This is a genomic window from Pseudomonas shahriarae (genome assembly GCF_014268455.2).
GTDB lineage: Bacteria > Pseudomonadota > Gammaproteobacteria > Pseudomonadales > Pseudomonadaceae > Aquipseudomonas > Aquipseudomonas shahriarae.
Genome location: NZ_CP077085.1, coordinates 1,553,956 through 1,570,023 on the forward strand (window position 1 = coordinate 1,553,956; position 16,068 = coordinate 1,570,023).

Annotated in this window: 17 protein-coding genes; 10 read left to right on the forward strand and 7 right to left on the reverse strand. The window is 61.2% G+C overall.

Features of this window, described 5'->3' with window-relative positions:
* Positions 1-39: 39 nt before the first annotated feature.
* The 4 genes from HU773_RS06905 to HU773_RS06920 form a co-directional block, all read right to left on the reverse strand.
* Positions 40-240: an SEC-C metal-binding domain-containing protein gene (locus HU773_RS06905; RefSeq protein WP_003189235.1), complete on the reverse strand. Its 201-nt coding sequence runs from the start codon at positions 238-240 to the stop codon at positions 40-42.
* Positions 237-728, reverse strand: coding sequence for an LEA/WHy family protein (locus HU773_RS06910; RefSeq protein WP_057439868.1), 492 nt, complete (start codon positions 726-728; stop codon positions 237-239). The genes HU773_RS06905 and HU773_RS06910 overlap by 4 nt, the downstream gene beginning before the upstream one ends.
* Before the next feature lie 87 nt (positions 729-815).
* Positions 816-1,286, reverse strand: a complete 471-nt coding sequence (locus HU773_RS06915) for a YchJ family protein (protein ID WP_057439866.1) — start codon at positions 1,284-1,286, stop codon at positions 816-818.
* Between the two features lie 2 nt (positions 1,287-1,288).
* Entirely contained in the window at positions 1,289-1,786 is a 498-nt protein-coding gene (locus HU773_RS06920; protein ID WP_057439863.1) for a DUF6231 family protein, read from the reverse strand.
* A 191-nt stretch (positions 1,787-1,977) separates the two neighbouring features.
* On the opposite strand from HU773_RS06920, the gene HU773_RS06925 reads away from it, so the two are divergent.
* From HU773_RS06925 to HU773_RS06935, 3 genes are all read left to right on the forward strand, one after another.
* Positions 1,978-2,673: a PA1041 family peptidoglycan-binding anchor lipoprotein gene (locus HU773_RS06925; RefSeq protein ID WP_115127545.1), complete on the forward strand. Its 696-nt coding sequence runs from the start codon at positions 1,978-1,980 to the stop codon at positions 2,671-2,673.
* Positions 2,674-2,853: 180 nt separating this feature from the next.
* Positions 2,854-3,144 (forward strand): DUF1145 domain-containing protein, encoded by a 291-nt coding sequence (locus HU773_RS06930; protein ID WP_057439859.1) that lies wholly within the window; start codon positions 2,854-2,856, stop codon positions 3,142-3,144.
* A complete protein-coding gene (locus tag HU773_RS06935) occupies positions 3,137-3,895 on the forward strand; it encodes a collagen-like domain-containing protein (protein ID WP_057958715.1) in 759 nt (252 codons plus the stop codon). Before HU773_RS06930 ends, HU773_RS06935 begins: the two co-directional genes overlap by 8 nt.
* Before the next feature lie 108 nt (positions 3,896-4,003).
* On the opposite strand, the gene HU773_RS06940 is transcribed toward HU773_RS06935, so the two are convergent.
* Positions 4,004-4,468: a CopD family protein gene (locus tag HU773_RS06940; RefSeq protein WP_057439857.1), complete on the reverse strand. Its 465-nt coding sequence runs from the start codon at positions 4,466-4,468 to the stop codon at positions 4,004-4,006.
* Positions 4,469-4,567: 99 nt separating this feature from the next.
* Here HU773_RS06940 and dinG point away from each other — a divergent pair, with 99 nt between their 5' ends.
* The 5 genes from dinG (at position 4,568) to pdxH (ending at position 12,089) form a co-directional block, all read left to right on the forward strand.
* Positions 4,568-6,712 (forward strand): ATP-dependent DNA helicase DinG, encoded by a 2,145-nt coding sequence (gene dinG / locus HU773_RS06945; protein WP_186625574.1) that lies wholly within the window; start codon positions 4,568-4,570, stop codon positions 6,710-6,712.
* An 88-nt stretch (positions 6,713-6,800) separates the two neighbouring features.
* Complete coding sequence (locus tag HU773_RS06950) at positions 6,801-9,065, forward strand: beta-galactosidase (protein WP_115127547.1); 2,265 nt, start codon at positions 6,801-6,803, stop codon at positions 9,063-9,065.
* Positions 9,066-9,118: 53 nt separating this feature from the next.
* Complete coding sequence (locus HU773_RS06955) at positions 9,119-10,264, forward strand: serine hydrolase domain-containing protein (protein ID WP_120734402.1); 1,146 nt, start codon at positions 9,119-9,121, stop codon at positions 10,262-10,264.
* A gap of 139 nt (positions 10,265-10,403) precedes the next feature.
* Positions 10,404-11,414 carry an OmpA family protein gene (locus tag HU773_RS06960; protein WP_057958717.1) on the forward strand — a complete coding sequence of 337 codons (1,011 nt, stop codon included), beginning with the start codon at positions 10,404-10,406 and terminating at the stop codon, positions 11,412-11,414.
* 27 nt (positions 11,415-11,441) lie between these two features.
* A complete protein-coding gene (gene pdxH, locus HU773_RS06965; protein WP_057958718.1) occupies positions 11,442-12,089 on the forward strand; it encodes a pyridoxamine 5'-phosphate oxidase in 648 nt (215 codons plus the stop codon).
* Positions 12,090-12,158: 69 nt separating this feature from the next.
* On the opposite strand, the gene HU773_RS06970 is transcribed toward pdxH, so the two are convergent.
* Positions 12,159-12,404 carry a hypothetical protein gene (locus HU773_RS06970; protein WP_057439854.1) on the reverse strand — a complete coding sequence of 82 codons (246 nt, stop codon included), beginning with the start codon at positions 12,402-12,404 and terminating at the stop codon, positions 12,159-12,161.
* 157 nt (positions 12,405-12,561) lie between these two features.
* Here HU773_RS06970 and HU773_RS06975 point away from each other — a divergent pair, with 157 nt between their 5' ends.
* Positions 12,562-13,026, forward strand: a complete 465-nt coding sequence (locus HU773_RS06975; RefSeq protein WP_029297142.1) for an outer membrane lipoprotein — start codon at positions 12,562-12,564, stop codon at positions 13,024-13,026.
* Between the two features lie 525 nt (positions 13,027-13,551).
* On the opposite strand, the gene nhaA is transcribed toward HU773_RS06975, so the two are convergent.
* Complete coding sequence (gene nhaA, locus HU773_RS06980) at positions 13,552-14,739, reverse strand: Na+/H+ antiporter NhaA (protein WP_057958719.1); 1,188 nt, start codon at positions 14,737-14,739, stop codon at positions 13,552-13,554.
* A 216-nt stretch (positions 14,740-14,955) separates the two neighbouring features.
* On the opposite strand from nhaA, the gene HU773_RS06985 reads away from it, so the two are divergent.
* Positions 14,956-16,050 (forward strand): PLP-dependent cysteine synthase family protein, encoded by a 1,095-nt coding sequence (locus HU773_RS06985; RefSeq protein ID WP_057958720.1) that lies wholly within the window; start codon positions 14,956-14,958, stop codon positions 16,048-16,050.
* The last annotated feature ends 18 nt before the right edge of the window (positions 16,051-16,068 follow it).

The window sequence follows — 16,068 nt, forward strand, 5'->3', positions numbered from 1 at the left end:
ACTGTAGGAGCCGGCTTGCCGGCTCCTGCGGGACGCGTATCAGGCGCCGTGGCACTTCTTGAACTTCTTCTCGCTGCCGCATGGGCATGGATCGTTGCGGCCAACGTCCTTCAATGCGTTGCGCACCGGTTCCTGGTGGGCATGGCCGCAGTTCGGGCCGTGGACATGACCATGGTCGTGATCGTGGTGATCGTGATCGTGGTTGCAGTCAGGACCATGGACATGGGGTTGCTGAGTCATTGGTGTCGCTCCGGAATAAAATCGCCGGGGATTATCTCGCCATTGCGCATCACGTGCACGTCGTTACCGATGAATAATCCGGTTTTCAACTCACCTTCCAGGCGATAGGGGATGGGGCGGTGCGGATTTTTCAGCAGGTCGGCGATCTCCCGCACCTGTGGCCACAGGTTGGTGCGCACCGTGACCTTGAAAAATCCCCGGCCATGGGGCGGTATGGTCAGCCACTCGTTGGATTCGCCCTCGGTCAGCTCCACGTCAGCCAGGCTGATCTTATAGATCAGGCCGCGCACGGTGAGGTCCGAGTCGTCACGGTTATCCACGCGAAAGTGCAGCTTGAATTTCTGCTCCAGTAGCTTGGCCCGCACCAACTCGACCTTGACCAGGTGGATCTGTGGCGGCGGCGTGTCATCGGCGAACCAGGACGCACAGCCCGAGAGGCCAACGGTCAATACCATTAAACAGCTGTAGGTTCGTAATCGGCTGACCATGACGCAATCCCTTGTAGGAGCCGGCTTGCCGGCGATGGTCGTCAACGATGACGAGTGTTGTGTGGTTTAACGCAGTGTCCTTGGTTTTTAAAGGTAACTGGAACAGCACTTCTTGAACTTCTGCCCACTGCCGCACAGGCAGGCATCATTACGCCCGGCCTTCACCTCCACCGTAGGATCAATAAAGTACCAACGCCCATCGTTCTGTACGAAAGACGACTGTTCGCGGTGGCTGTGTTCGCCGGTGCTGTCATGCCAGCGTGCGGTAAAAGTGACAAAGGCATGTTCCGGCTGCCCACCAAACACCTCGGAGCTTTCCACCTCCAGGCCGAGCCAGGTGCTTTGCGCGCTCCAGGCCCCGATGGCATCACGGTCGAGGCCGTTCTGTTGTGCCGGTAGCGTAGTGGCCACCAGATAATCCACCAGCCCCAGCACATAGGCGCTGTAGCGTGAGCGCATCAACGCGGTGGCGCACGGCGCGGGGTGGCCAGTGTGGTAATGGCCGCAACAGGCATCCAGCAGGTTGCCGCTGCCGCAAGGGCAAATGGATGTACTCATGGTTACCACCAATACTTTCCGAAATTTTCCGGGTTGGCCCAGAACCGGGCATTCAGCCAGTCCGGCACTTGTTTGTATTCAAGCAGATCGTAGGTAAACAGCGTCAGTACCTGATTGTCGCGGCAAAACTGCTCATTGGTCTGCAGGGCCAGGGAGAAAAAGTCGGTGTCCTTCCAGCCGCAGGCGGCAAGGTCGGCGAGAACGGCGATGCGGCTGGCATTGAGGTTGCGCACGCCGCCCAGCAGCTCCAGACCTGCACGTTTTGACAGGTGCTCCAGGCAATCGACCACCAGGGCCAGGTCAAATCGCTGGGCGGCCACCTCAGGTGGCAATGGCCCAGGCCCGGCGACGCAGACCACGGTGTCAGGGTGCGCCTGCTGGAATGCCTCCAGCGCCGGGAAGTGGCCGGCGCCCAACACCAGCAGGCGTTTGGGGGCTTGGCGATCAAGCAGGGCAGCGAGTGCTTGCTGCGGAGTACGGGAAGAATTGCCGGCGGTCATCGAAGATCCTCACATCAGAACCTTCAAGACTAGCCTGCTTGAGCGTGCGGGCCTAGAGCGGGCGCTCGCCTGTCGACCGGAAAAAGCGGCCTCGGCCAATGAATACGGGGGTATGGCCGGCTGGCGCAGATGAAAAGAGCGGTCTTTACTCCACCCATCGGCTTGCGGCCGATCCCCTCAGGAGAAATCAAATGAGCATCATGCGGACAGCTCTACCCTTGGTTCTGCTAACCGGAGTATTGACAGGTTGCGCAGGCTTGCAAAAAACCGACTGGCCCACCTGTGCCGCCCTCGGCGGCGTAACCGGGGCCGCGCTGGGCGCTACCGAAAGCTCTTCATGGGCTGGCGGTGGCGCATTGTTGATTGGCGGCATGGCCGGCGCCTATTGCTGGGTGCATGGCGACGGTGACGAAGACGCGGATGGCGTCCCGGACAGTCGCGACAAGTGCCCGGGCACCCCGAAGGGCGTGCAGGTGGATGCCAACGGCTGCCCGCCGGTACCTGAGGCGGTCGTCGTCGAGGAAGTGGTCGTGGTCCAGGAAGAGACCATCGTGATTCGTGATGTGCACTTCGAGTTCGATTCGGCCCGGCTGACGGCCGCCGACAAAACCAAGCTCGACACGGTTGCCACACGCCTGAAACAGGAAGCACCGACTGCGCAGTTGCGGGTCAGCGGGCACACCGACAGCGTCGGTAAAGATGCCTACAACCAGAAACTTTCGGAAAAACGCGCCCGTTCGGTGACCGAGTACCTGGTCAGCTCCGGCGTGCCCCGCAGTAACTTTGTGTCGGTGACGGGGGCCGGTGAGAGCCATCCGGTGGCCGACAACAAAACCGCCGACGGCCGCGCCCAGAACCGTCGCGTGGAAATTCAAATCAACCGCTAAGACATTTCTGATATGCCCCTGGGCGGTGCCAGGGGCATTTCTTACAGCTGTATCAGACGAATCTCGGCGATCTGGCCGCCAAGTCGCAGCCTTCTCAAGTTTTTTAATCCTTCACTGGCAAATCGCCTGTAGAACTCGTTACTGTGCGCCCAAAGAATAATGTGCAAGGGGGCGTAGGGCATGAAGCTGTTGCTAGGATTGGGGAAGTTGCTGGCGATGCTGTTCTGGACGGTGGTGCTGGTCAACCTGTTCAAACCGCTGACTAATCCATTTCATCTGTTGGTCAACCTGGTCGGCAGCCTGTTGTTGCTGGTCCATCTTCTGGAGTTGGTGTTGTTCAACGCCAGCGTCAAACATCGTGCTCACCCCTGGCGTGACCGCCTGCTGATCCTGTTGCTGGGGATGTTCCATATAAAGAGCCTGCCTGCGCCTACGGCTAACCAAGACAACAAGGATGCCAATCATGCGTAAGGTTTTTCTCCTGGCCCTGCTGGTCAGCCCCATTGCCCTGGCCGAAAGCGTCAGTGTCGAGACTCACTCGCTGATGCGCTTGCCCAACAGCACCAGCGTGCTGCAGTTGGAGCGCCTGGAAGTGGCGGACTATGGCACCTTGTTGATTCCGGCCAATATCACCCAGGTCACTGTCGACGAACTGCACCTGGGCCGCGAAGCGCGGATTGCCATCGTGCCCAGCGCCTCGGCCCTGCAGTTGCAGGTGCGGCATGCGCAGTTGGAGCATGGCAGCCAAATCACCTCCCGTGGCGCGCCCGGCACCCATGAAAAACCGGCCCGGCCGGGGCGTGACCTGACCCTGCGAATCAATGGGTTGATTGCAGAAGAGCTGTCCGTCGATGCCCGTGGTGGCACCGGTGCCCAGGGTTACAGCGGCCTGGATGGTGCCAATGGCGAAGACCCTGGTTGCACCTGGGGTTCGGCCGGACGTGGCGCCAATGGTGACAACGGCGGCGACGGGCTGCCGGGGGCGGCGGGGGCGGCGGTGCGCATCGAGTTGCCGCGGGATTATCCGAGTGAGCAGATCAAGGTCTGGGTCGAGGGTGGTGCGGGTGGTTTACCGGGTGTGGCCGGCAAGCCGGGCAAGGGCGGCGCGTCCAAGGGCTGCCTGGTGTACCGCGCCGACGGCGGCGAGAAAGGCCGGCCGGGTCTGGAAGGCCAGGCGGGGCCGGCGGGGCCTGCCGGTACGGTGACCATCCAGCGGCTTTGAGCTATCGGCACTGGCCCATCGCGGGCAAGCCCGCTCCCACATTTTTGGGTATTCACAAATCAAAGTGTGGGAGCGGGCTTGCCCGCGATGAGGCACTGAGGAACAACCTCAGAACATCGGCCGAGCCGAAGCCACGCCCACCACCACCAACCCGACAATCAGATTGATCCCTACCAGCTTTCGGATTCTTCCCAGCACCTGCGCGCCCGTCGCCCAGTCCTCGGCCGCCACAGCCGTGCGCAGTTCAGGCAGTTGCAACGCCTGGATGCGGATAAACAGCGCGGTCATTACCACATACAAGCCCATCATCACTTGCACATAACGCGGCGCGGTTTCAAACCCGTTGAAGCGCAGTTGCAACAGGCCGACGCCACTGATCGGCAAGATCAGCACCGCGACCCAGACCCACACGAAAAAACGCTGAAACACATTCATCCACAATTTCAGCCGTGGAGGGCCGTCGAGCGCCGCCATTGCAGCCGGGCGCAGGATCATCCAGGCGAAAAACATACCGCCGACCCATACCAGGGCGGCCAATACATGCAGGGTGTAGGCAAGGCTAAACACGGTCATTGAGGTACTCCGTTCTGCGCGGGATTAATTAGCGGGGTATGATAGCGGCCGATCCGAACCACTGAAAATTTATCCAGCGTTTTTTGCGCCCGACTATCCATGATCAGCACTGAACTCAAAACCACGATCCAGGGCGCCTACTCGCGTTTTCTCGAAGCCAAGAGCTTGAAACCGCGCTACGGCCAGCGCCTGATGATCGCCGAAGTGGCCAAGGTCCTCGGGGATATCGACACCGACGACGAAGGCCGGCGCAGTGGCGACCCTGCGGTCGTGGCCGTCGAGGCCGGCACCGGTACCGGCAAGACTGTGGCCTACAGCCTGGCGGCGATTCCCACTGCCAAGGCCGCCGGCAAGCGCCTGGTGATTGCCACCGCCACCGTGGCCCTGCAAGAGCAGATCGTCTACAAAGACCTGCCGGACCTGATGCGCAACAGTGGCCTGAGCTTCACCTTCGCCCTGGCCAAGGGCCGTGGCCGCTATATGTGCCTGTCCAAGCTGGATGTGCTGTTGCAGGAAGGCCACGCGCAAACCGCCACGGCCTCGCTGTTCGAAGAAGAAGGCTTCAAGATCGAAGTCGATGAGGCCAGCCAGAAGCTGTTTACCAGCATGATCGAGAAGCTGGCCGGCAATAGGTGGGACGGCGACCGCGACAGCTGGCCCAACGCCCTTGAAGATGCCGACTGGGCGCGCCTGACTACCGATCATAGCCAGTGCACCAACCGGCACTGCCCCAACTTCGGCCAGTGCGCCTTCTACAAGGCCCGCGAAGGCATGGGCAAGGTCGACGTGATTGTCACCAACCACGACATGGTCCTGGCTGACCTGGCCCTGGGCGGCGGCGCCGTGCTGCCCGACCCGCGCGACACCCTCTACGTGTTCGACGAAGGCCATCACCTGCCCGACAAGGCCATCGGCCACTTTGCCCACTACACACGCCTGCGTTCCACCGCTGACTGGCTGGAAACCACCGCCAAGAACCTCACCAAGCTGCTGGCCCAGCATCCGCTGCCGGGCGACCTGGGCAAGTTGATCGAACAGGTGCCGGAGTTGGCGCGGGAGATCAAGACCCAGCAACAGTTCATGTTCAGCGCCTGCGAACAGGTGGCGGACTTCAAGCCCGGCGAAGACGTTGAAGGTCGCGAGCGGCCACGCCATCGCTTTGTCGGCGGGCTGATTCCCGAGCATATGCGCGAGATGGGCGTCGAGTTGAAGAAGGGCTTCTCACGCCTGACCGACCTGTTCACCCGCCTCACCGACCTGCTCAAGGAAGGCATGGACGGCGAGGTCAATATCGGCATCGCCAGCAACCAGGCCGAAGAGTGGTATCCGTTGTTTGGCAGCCTGTTGTCCCGTGCCCAGGGCAACTGGGAGTTGTGGACGGCCTTCACCGTTGAAGACCCGGAAGACAATCCACCCATGGCCCGCTGGCTGACGCTGTCGGAGAGCGGTGCGCTGTTCGATATCGAGGTCAACGCCAGCCCGATCCTTGCCGCAGAAATGCTCCGGCGCAACCTGTGGAATGTGGCCTACGGCGCCCTGGTGACCTCGGCCACCCTGACGGCCCTGGGCACCTTCGACCGCTTCCGCATGCGCGCCGGCCTGCCGAAAAAAGCCGTCACTGCCGTGGTCCCCAGCCCGTTCCATCACGCTGACGCTGGCGTGCTGCGGGTGCCGGACCTCAAGGCCGACCCACGGGATGCGCCGGCCCACACCGCGGCAATCATTCGTGACCTGCCGTCGCTGGTGGAAGGCTCCAAGGGCACCCTGGTGCTGTTCTCGTCGCGTAAACAGATGCAGGACGTGTTCGACGGCCTCGACCGCGACTGGCGCAAACAGGTGTTTATCCAGGGCAACCTGTCGAAACAGGAAACCCTGAACAAGCACAAGGCGCGGGTTGATGGCGGGGACTCCAGCGTGCTGTTCGGCCTGGCGAGCTTTGCCGAAGGTGTCGACCTGCCCGGTGCCTACTGCGAGCACGTGGTGATCGCCAAGATCCCGTTCTCGGTGCCGGATGATCCGGTCGAGGCTGCGCTGGCCGAGTGGATCGAAGCCCGGGGCGGTAATCCGTTCATGGAGATCTCGGTACCGGATGCCTCGTTGAAGCTGGTCCAGGCCTGTGGTCGCTTGCTGCGTACCGAAGAAGACCGGGGCACCATCACCTTGCTCGACCGCCGTCTGGTCACTCAGCGCTATGGCAAGGCGATCCTGAATGCCTTGCCGCCTTTCCGGCGCGAAATTTCTTAAGCCGCAGTGGGCGAATTCGCCCACTTCGTGGTCTATCTCATGTATGTCATCAGGCCATTCACCGGCCAATTGGGAGAACCTTGTTCGTATGATCCGCACGCTGCCTGCTCTTTTTGCCTTGTTGTTCGCTGCGCCATTGCTGGCCGCGCCGGCCGGGCAACAGACGCTGTTCAACTTTGTCCGGCCGGCCGATGTGGTCAAGGTGGCGACCCAGGACGCCAGCCTGCCGCAATACAACGCCGAGCAGACCCCGGAAGGCGAGGTGTTGCGCCGCATCACCTTCAACCCGGCGGCGGAACCGAGCCTGGTGCTCAGCCCGCAGAGTGGCGTGTGGGACTGGTCGCAATCGAGTGCCATGAGCCTGCGTATCCAGAGTGCGATGGACTGGGCGCTGACCTTGTACGTCAAGGTGCAGAGCAGCGACGGCAAGACCCTGGTCAGCCGGATTGATTTGCCGGCGGGACCTGCGCAAACGCTGCTGGTGCCACTGCAAGCCAATTCGCCCTTGAGCCAGGGTATGAAAGCCGGGCCGCCGATGCCGATCACCGTGGACGGTCAGCGCGTGATGCTGGCCGGCAGCGCTGGCGAGCTCGACCGCAGCCAGGTGGTCTCGGTCACGCTGTCGATGATCCAGCCGGCTGCGCCGCAAAGTATCCTGCTGGAGCGCTTTGGCGTGCAGGACAGCGAGCCGGTGCTCAAGGCCGCCTACAGTGAGTTGGTGGATGCCTACGGGCAGTCCAACCGCGCGCGCTGGCCGGAAAAGGTCAGCAGCGACGAGCAGTTGAAAGCCGCGGCCGCCAAGGAGCAGCAACAGCTCAAGGGCTGGCTTGCGGAGCGTGACAAGGCGGGCCTGGACAAGTTTGGCGGCTGGACCAAGGGCCCGGCCTTTGACGCCAGCGGCTTCTTCCGTACCGAAAAGCGTGATGGGCGCTGGTACCTGGTGACACCCCTGGGGCATCCGTTCTACTCCCTGGGCGTCAATACGGTGACCCCGGACAACAGCCAGACCTATGTCGCCGGCCGCGAATGGATGTTTGGCGCGTTGCCCAAGGCGGGTGAGCCCTTCGACAAGTATTACGGCAGTGGCGACAACCGTGGCGGCAATGGCGCGGATGTAGGGCGTGGCTTCAATGTGGGGCGCTGGTATGACTTCTACGGCGCTAACCTGCAACGCACCTATGGCCAGGCGTGCGACCCGGCAGCCCAGGCCCAGCCCTGCACAGCCCAGGGGTTTGACCAGGCGCGCTGGGTTAGCCACACCCTGGACCGCCTGCAGGCCTGGGGTTTCAACACCGTCGGCAACTGGAGCGCCCCGCAACTGGTTGGCGCGGATCGCGTGCCTTACACCTTGCCGCTGTCGATCATTGGCGACTACACCAGTATCAGCACCGGTATCGACTGGTGGGGCGGCATGCCCGATCCCTTCGACCCGCGCTTTGCCATGGCCACCGAGCGGGCGGTCGCGATTGCCACCCGTGACCATCGCGACGACCCCTGGTTGATCGGTTTCTTTGCCGATAACGAACTGGCGTGGGCCGGTCCTGGCAACGATGCGAAATCCCGCTATGCCCTGGCCTACGGCACCCTGCGCATGACCACCGATGTGCCGGCCAAGCGTGCGTTCCTCAAGCAACTGCGCGATAAATACCGTAACGAAGATGGCCTGTCCAAAGCCTGGGGTATTCAATTGGCGGGCTGGGAGTTGATGGAAGATCCAGGCTTCGAGCCGCCGGTACCCAACCCCGAGCACCCGGAAATCGAAGCTGATTTCCAGTACTTCCAGAAGACCTTCGCTGACGCCTACTTCAAGACCATCTCCGATGCGCTGAAATGGCATGCGCCCAACCAGCTGCTGCTGGGTGGCCGCTATGCGGTCAGCACCCCGGAAGCCGTGGCGTCCTGCGCCCAGTACTGCGATGTACTGAGCTTCAATATGTACACCCTCAAGCCCCAGGACGGTTATGACTTCGCCGCCCTGCGCGGGCTGGACAAGCCGGTATTGATCAGCGAGTTCAACTTCGGCTCGACCGACCGTGGCCCGTTCTGGGGCGGCTTGACGCCCTTGGCCAGGGAGGAGGCGCGTGGCCCGGCTTACGCGACGTTCCTCAAGCAGGCCATGGCCGAGCCGTCGATTGTTGGCGTGCACTGGTTCCAGTACCTCGACCAGCCGGTGACCGGGCGATTGCTGGACGGTGAAAATGGCCATTTCGGCCTGGTGGGGATCACCGATGTGCCCTTCCAGGGTTTTGTCGACAGTGTGCGTAAAAGCAACCTGGCGGCGATCCAGCAATTGGGCCGCAAAGCTGAAAAAGCCAAGGTCGCCCAGGCTGCCACGGGTTCCCAAAGCCAGTAATGGCTGGAACAATGAACGCCATTTAACGCAGGACTTTTCCGAGGGGGATGCAGGTGCAGATTCAGGGTCATTACGAGCTTCAATTCGAAGCAGTGCGCGAAGCCTTCGCCGCGCTGTTTGACGACCCTCAGGAGCGTGGTGCGGCGCTGTGTGTACAGATTGGCGGGCAAACCGTCCTCGATCTGTGGGCCGGCACTGCCGACAAGGACGGTGCCGAGGCCTGGCACAGCGACACCATCGCCAACCTGTTCTCCTGCACCAAGACCTTCACCGCCGTCACCGCGCTGCAACTGGTAGCCGAGGGCAAATTGCAGTTGGACGCCCCGGTTGCCAACTACTGGCCGGAGTTCGCTGCGGCAGGTAAACACAACATCACCCTGCGCCAACTGCTTTGCCATAAGGCCGGGCTGCCCGCGTTGCGTGACATATTGCCTGCCGAGGCCCTGTATGACTGGCCTTTGATGACTACCGCCCTGGCCGCCGAAACCCCCTGGTGGACACCCGGCGAAGGCCATGGCTATGCGGCCATCACTTATGGCTGGCTGGTCGGTGAACTGCTGCGCCGCGCCGATGGGCGTGGGCCGGGGGAGTCGATTGTGGCGCGGGTTGCCCGGCCACTGGGCCTGGACTTCCATGTCGGGTTGGCGGACGAGGAATTTTATCGTGTCGCCCACATTGCCCGGAGCAAAGGCAATATGGGGGATGCGGCAGCCCAACGGTTGTTACAGGTCACCCTGCGTGAGCCCGAAGCAATGACTACCCGGGCGTTTACCAATCCGCCTTCTATACTAACCAGCACTAACAAGCCTGAATGGCGCCGCATGCAGCAGCCCGCGGCAAATGGTCATGGCAATGCGCGCAGTTTGGCCGGGTTTTATAGTGGTTTGTTGGACGGAAGTTTGTTGGAAGCCGATATGCTTGAACAACTGACCCGCGAGCACAGTGTTGGGCCGGATAAAACCTTATTGACGCAAACCCGCTTTGGCCTGGGTTGCATGTTGGACCAGCCAGACGTGCCCAACGCGACGTTCGGCCTTGGCCCACGTGCATTTGGGCATCCTGGGGCCGGTGGTTCCGTGGGCTTTGCCGATCCGGAACATGATGTAGCATTTGGTTTTGTGACCAATACACTGGGGCCGTATGTACTTATGGACCCGCGCGCGCAAAAGTTGGTAAGAATATTGGCCGGTTGTCTGTAAATAGCTTGCTGTCTGGCGTTTTTTTGTTAAAAAGGCACCTACAAAAGACGCTGGAAAAGTATTGTTACTTTAAACTTCGTGAAGCGTCCGTTTAACGGGTCATTCAGACCCCTGTGTTTTCTCATTTTGTGGATATCTCATGTTATCGAACAAGTCCTTGGCTCTGGCGCTTTGCCTCACTATTACTGGCTGTGCACAAAACCCACAAAATGATGCGTCTGGCGAGCATTGGTGGTCATTCGGGTCCGACAAGGCGGCGGCCAAGGACGTTACCGCCAAGGCCGATGCCAAGGCGGCTGACGCCAAGGCTGATCTCAAGGCCGATCTGAAGGCGGCAACACCTGCTCCCGCTGCGGCGCCGGTAGTGGCCAAGGCTGAAAGCGACACCAAATGGTGGTGGCCGTTTGAAAGCAAGCCAAAACCCCTGAACAAAGTCGATGTGACCAACATCCCGATGCCAGACCCGAAAATCACCCAGGCCTGGTTGGATGACTACGAGCCACGCCTGCGCGCCGCGATCAAGGACAGCAACCTGCAACTGGAACGTCGCGACAACGTACTGGTGGTGATTGCCCCGGTCGATGGTTCGTACAACCCGAAGCGCCCGGCGATGTTGTTGCCGGTGACCCTGGGTCCGTTTACCCGTGTCGCCAAGGCCGTTGAAAAGGATCCGAAGACTGCCGTGCTGGTCCTGGGCCACATCGACACCGTGCAGAACCAGGCCCTGACCAAGGAGCGTGCCCAGTCCATCGCTTCGATCTTCAGCCTCAGCGGCCTGAAGCAGGACCGCCTGATGTTGCGTGGCATGGGCGACCTGATGCCCCGCGCCGCCAACGACAGCACCCAGGGCCGCGCCCTGAACCGTCGCATGGAAATCATGTTCACCCAGCGCACCACCATGCTGGCACTGCTGAGCAAGTACAACTCGCCAAACCCGCCGAAGCCTGAACTGGTAGCGGTACAGGACGTCGTTGCTCCTGCGCCGGTGGCCAAGAAAGCCGTGGCCGCGAAGAAAACCCCGGCCAAGAAGACCGCCGCCAAGCCAGCCGCGAAAAAAGCCGCCGCCAAGCCGGCAGCCAAAAAGCCGGTGGCCGCCAAGGCAGCGGCACCTGCGAAAAAAGTAGCGGCAAACGACCAGGCGAAAAACTGAGCAGTTGAGCGAGAAGGATAAAGCCCCATGAACCAGGCATTGGCGGATATGCGCCGTGACTACACGCGGGACGGTTTGAGCGAGGCCCAGGCCCCGGACGAGCCGTTTGCCTTGTTCCACCAGTGGTTCAGCGATGCGGTCAAGACCGAGCAAGCGCCGGTGGAGGCCAACGCGATGACCCTGGCGACCGTGGACCAGGAGGGCCGGCCTCACTGCCGAGTCCTGCTGCTCAAGGGCCTGGATGCCCAGGGTTTTACCTTCTTTACCAACTACCAGAGCGCCAAGGGTCAGCAAATGGCAGCCCGCCCGTTTGCTGCCATGACCTTCTTCTGGCCGACCCTGGAGCGCCAGGTGCGCATCGAGGGGCGGGTGGTCAAGGTCACGCCTGAGGAATCGGATGCCTACTATCAGGTGCGACCCCTGGGCAGCCGCATCGGTGCCTGGGCTTCCCCGCAAAGCCAGGTGATCCGTGATCGCCAGCAATTGCAGGACTTGCTCACGCTGACCGAACAGCGCTTCAGCGATACCCAGCCGGCGTGCCCGGAGCACTGGGGGGGTTATCGCCTGCTGCCGGAACGCATCGAGTTCTGGCAGGGCCGGGCGAGCCGCTTGCATGACCGCTTGAACTATCGCTTGCAGGGTACCGACTGGACCCGCGAGCGCCTGGCGCCCTGAGTGCGCCTTTAAACACCTGTAATCCATATGGGCGCTGTGGCCTGGAGTCAGGTGTTCCTGCCGAAGTCTCTACTCCGGGGCTTGTGGTGTGTATTGCCGGGCTGCGTCCTGCAGCCATTGTGGTAAATCCTTACGCTTGACCTTCTCTGCCTTGGCGCGGTCCAACTGTTGCAGCATAAAGTTGCGCTTGCGCTGATCGTCTCCAGCCAGGGACAGCGCCAGGTCGCGATCTACCCAGCGCTTGATCCGCCGGTAGAGCCACCAGTGGAAGTACAGGCCGGCGGCGGTGGTAGCTACAATGATGAAGTAGTCCATGAAATTCCTTGTCTGGGTGTAGGTGCTACCGTTTGTCGGTTTTTGCGATACAGCCTGTCTGTACTGGGGCTGAATGAAAGCAATTTTCTCCGGGCCGTGCCGTGACAGGCGTCAAGCAGCGGAGTCTAATAAAGATATGTCCTTTGGAGTTGATGCTATGCGTAAGTCTGTTCTGCTGGTTGCCTGCTTTACCACCATGTCGTTGCTGCTGGGTGGCTGCGCCTCCAGTCTGACCGGCGACTCGTACTCCCGTGACGAAGCCCGTCGTGTGCAAAGCGTGCGCATGGGTACCATCGAATCCCTGCGTCCGGTCAAGATCGAAGGCACCAAGACCCCAATCGGCGGCGCAGCAGGCGCGGTCATCGGCGGTGTTGGCGGTAGCGCCATCGGTGGCGGTCGCGGCAGCATCGTGACTGCCGTTATCGGCGCAGTGGCGGGCGGCCTGCTGGGCTCGGCCACCGAAGAAGGCCTGACCCGTACCCAGGGCGTGGAAATCACCGTGCGCGAAGACGACGGCAGCATGCGCGCCTACGTCCAGGCGGTGCAGGAAAACGAAATCTTCCGCATCGGCGACCGTGTGCGCATCATGACTGTAGATGGGACCAGCCGCGTTACCCGCTAAGCGTCATACAGTAAAAGAAAAACCCCGACCGGGTGCCTGGTCGGGGTTTTTTTCGGTTCGGCTAAGGACTTTCTTAATGCGATTTTTGATTTCGGCCGGGCGCGTTAAACGTTGCAGGTAAGTTGGAAGTGATGAGCCGAGTCATTTATTGCTCTGCCGGCCAAGGTTTCTATAGCCGTTAGTTGAGCGGGGGCAGGTTGTAGACCTCCCAGCCATGTTGCTCGACTACAAACGCCTGGAGGTCAGTAACCTTATCGAAGGCTGCAATCAGATATCTCATGGTGCGAATCTTCTTTGTTCTTTTGGATTTTCGTAGAGAGGATTTGGCGAACACGCCCCCGACAGCAGAGGGCTGTCCTTGTTGTTGGCCATCCTGCCCACCTGGGCGTGACATCCGTTCTTGCAGACGGGTGTGCGACGTTAGGGGAGGCGCAGGAGAAAGAAGGTAGGAAGGTGCTGTAAGCGAGGGGAGAAGAGGCTGAAACAGCGCATGGGGGCAAGACAGGCCTGCCCCCACATAACGCGTTAAGCGTTGACTGTCACCTGCTTACGACTGGCCATCGCCGTCACGGCATAACCAATCAATGCCGCGAGGATCGAGCCGGTGAGAATGCCCATCCGGTCCATCCCGGCGTATTCGCTACTGCCCGGCAAGAACGCCAGTGAGCCGACAAACAGGCTCATGGTGAAGCCGATGCCACACAGGATGGCGACACCCATGACCTGGCCCCAATTGGCGCCGGTCGGTAGGGCGGCCAGCCCGGTTTTCACGGCGAGCCAGGTCAGGCCAAACACACCGACCGTCTTGCCCACCAGCAAACCTGCCGCGATACCCATCGGCACGTGGTGGGTGAAGCTTTCCAGATTGACCCCGGCCAGCGACACGCCAGCGTTGGCAAAGGCGAACAGCGGCAGGATGCCGTATGCCACCCACGGGTGCAGGGCGTGTTCCAGGCCGAGCAGGGGCGAGGGCTCGGCGTTCTTGGTGCGCAGCGGAATGCAGAACGCCAGGGTGACGCCGGCCAGGGTGGCGTGAACACCGCTCTTGAGCACGCAGACCCACAGGATCAAGCCGATGATCAGGTACGGCCCGAGCTTGACCACGCCCAGGCGATTCATGGTGATCAACGCGACAAGGCAGGCGCCGGCGCCCGCCAGCGACGCAGTGGACAGTTCGCCGGAGTAGAAAATCGCAATGACGATGATGGCTCCCAGGTCATCAATGATCGCCAGGGTCATCAGGAACAGCTTCAGCGACACCGGTACACGCTTGCCCAGCAGTGCCAGCACGCCCAGGGCAAAGGCGATATCGGTGGCCATCGGGATGGCCCAGCCGCCGAGTGCCGCCGGGTTATCCTTGTTCAAGGCCCAGTAGATCAGCGCCGGCACCACCATGCCGCCGATGGCCGCAGCCCCTGGCAGCACAACCTGGGAAGGCTTGGACAAATGGCCGTCGAGCAGCTCGCGCTTGACCTCCAGGCCGATCAGCAGGAAGAACAGGGCCATCAGGCCGTCGTTGATCCACAGTAGCGATGGCTTCGCGATCTGCAGGGCGCCGATCTGTACGGCGACGGGCACTTCAAGAAAGCTGCTGTAGAACGACGACAGCGGCGAGTTGTTGATGATCAGGGCCAAGGCGGCTGCAGCGATCAGTAACAGACCGCTGGCCGCTTCGAGCTGGAAGAAACGGGTAAACGTGCTACGCAGAGGCAAGGGACGCTCTCCAATCAAGGTTCAATAGGGGCGTACCCTAACCCGTACTGTTAGTTGTTAAAACAAAAGTTATATTCTTTTTTGTTATATAAAAGTGCGGTGCTAGGGATTGGCTCAAAGCCTAGCAATTAGGGATCGAATTAAGTCATGACTGTATCTGTGTGCAGTTTGGGAAACACCCTAAGATCACGCCTGAAAACTTAATGGAACTTGAGCATGAGTGACCACCGTCCGTGGGCCCGAGAGGCCATTCGCATTATTGAAGCTGATTTCCAGCGCAGCGCCGACACCCACCTGATCCCACTGGCATTGCCGGGCTTGCCGGGGATCGAATTGTATTTCAAGGATGAGTCCAGCCACCCCACCGGTAGCCTTAAGCACCGCTTGGCCCGCTCCTTGTTCCTGTATGCCTTGTGCAACGGCTGGCTCAAGCCCGGCGCGCCGGTGATCGAGGCCTCCAGTGGCTCCACCGCGATTTCCGAAGCGTACTTCGCGCGCTTGCTGGGCCTGCCGTTTATTGCGGTGATGCCGGCCACCACGTCCCAGGAAAAAATTGCCCAGATCGCCTTCTATGGCGGCAAGAGCCACCTGGTGCAGGACCCCACGCAGATCTACGCCGAATCCGAGCGCCTGGCGCAGGAAAGCGGTGGGCACTTCATGGATCAGTTCACCTATGCCGAACGGGCTACCGACTGGCGGGCGAACAACAATATTGCCGAGTCGATCTTCCAGCAGTTGCGCTTCGAGCGGCATCCAGAGCCGAGCTGGCTGATTTCCAGCCCGGGTACCGGCGGTACCACGGCGACTCTGGGGCGCTATGTGCGTTATCGCCAGCATTGCACCCGAGTGTTGTGTGCCGACGCCGAGCGTTCGGTGTTCTTCGAGTATTACCAGAGCGGTGATGCCAGCTTGCGCCTGGACTGCGGCTCACGGATCGAAGGCATTGGTCGGCCACGGGTGGAAGCGTCGTTCCTGCCCAAGGTGATTGATGCAATGGTCAAGGTGCCGGATGCCTTGTCGCTGGCCGCCATGCATTACCTGGCGCAGCGCTTGGGACGGCGGGTCGGGGGATCCAGCGGCACCAACCTGATCGGCGCGTTGATTGCTGCGCAGCAGATGCAGGCGGCAGGGGAGTCGGGGTCTATCGTGGCGATTCTGTGTGACGGTGGCGAGCGTTATGCCACGACCTACTACGACGATGCGTGGCTGGTTGGGCAGGGGTATGCGCTGGAAGAGTTGATCGACGCGGTTGCCGCCAGTGTCGAGCGTGGCGAGCCGTTGCCGGACAGCGTATTGCGCGCCAATATCTAAACTGCCTGGCGCATGACG

What these genes read in the sequence shown, in the direction of transcription:
- HU773_RS06905 (WP_003189235.1), bottom strand. Translation starts at nt 240, where the DNA reads ATGACTCAGCAACCCCATGTCCATGGTCCTGACTGCAACCACGATCAC.
- HU773_RS06910 (WP_057439868.1), bottom strand. Translation starts at nt 728, where the DNA reads ATGGTCAGCCGATTACGAACCTACAGCTGTTTAATGGTATTGACCGTT.
- HU773_RS06915 (WP_057439866.1), bottom strand. Translation starts at nt 1,286, where the DNA reads ATGAGTACATCCATTTGCCCTTGCGGCAGCGGCAACCTGCTGGATGCC.
- HU773_RS06920 (WP_057439863.1), bottom strand. Translation starts at nt 1,786, where the DNA reads ATGACCGCCGGCAATTCTTCCCGTACTCCGCAGCAAGCACTCGCTGCC.
- HU773_RS06925 (WP_115127545.1), top strand. Translation starts at nt 1,978, where the DNA reads ATGAGCATCATGCGGACAGCTCTACCCTTGGTTCTGCTAACCGGAGTA.
- HU773_RS06930 (WP_057439859.1), top strand. Translation starts at nt 2,854, where the DNA reads ATGAAGCTGTTGCTAGGATTGGGGAAGTTGCTGGCGATGCTGTTCTGG.
- HU773_RS06935 (WP_057958715.1), top strand. Translation starts at nt 3,137, where the DNA reads ATGCGTAAGGTTTTTCTCCTGGCCCTGCTGGTCAGCCCCATTGCCCTG.
- HU773_RS06940 (WP_057439857.1), bottom strand. Translation starts at nt 4,468, where the DNA reads ATGACCGTGTTTAGCCTTGCCTACACCCTGCATGTATTGGCCGCCCTG.
- dinG (WP_186625574.1), top strand. Translation starts at nt 4,568, where the DNA reads ATGATCAGCACTGAACTCAAAACCACGATCCAGGGCGCCTACTCGCGT.
- HU773_RS06950 (WP_115127547.1), top strand. Translation starts at nt 6,801, where the DNA reads ATGATCCGCACGCTGCCTGCTCTTTTTGCCTTGTTGTTCGCTGCGCCA.
- HU773_RS06960 (WP_057958717.1), top strand. Translation starts at nt 10,404, where the DNA reads ATGTTATCGAACAAGTCCTTGGCTCTGGCGCTTTGCCTCACTATTACT.
- pdxH (WP_057958718.1), top strand. Translation starts at nt 11,442, where the DNA reads ATGAACCAGGCATTGGCGGATATGCGCCGTGACTACACGCGGGACGGT.
- HU773_RS06970 (WP_057439854.1), bottom strand. Translation starts at nt 12,404, where the DNA reads ATGGACTACTTCATCATTGTAGCTACCACCGCCGCCGGCCTGTACTTC.
- HU773_RS06975 (WP_029297142.1), top strand. Translation starts at nt 12,562, where the DNA reads ATGCGTAAGTCTGTTCTGCTGGTTGCCTGCTTTACCACCATGTCGTTG.
- HU773_RS06985 (WP_057958720.1), top strand. Translation starts at nt 14,956, where the DNA reads ATGAGTGACCACCGTCCGTGGGCCCGAGAGGCCATTCGCATTATTGAA.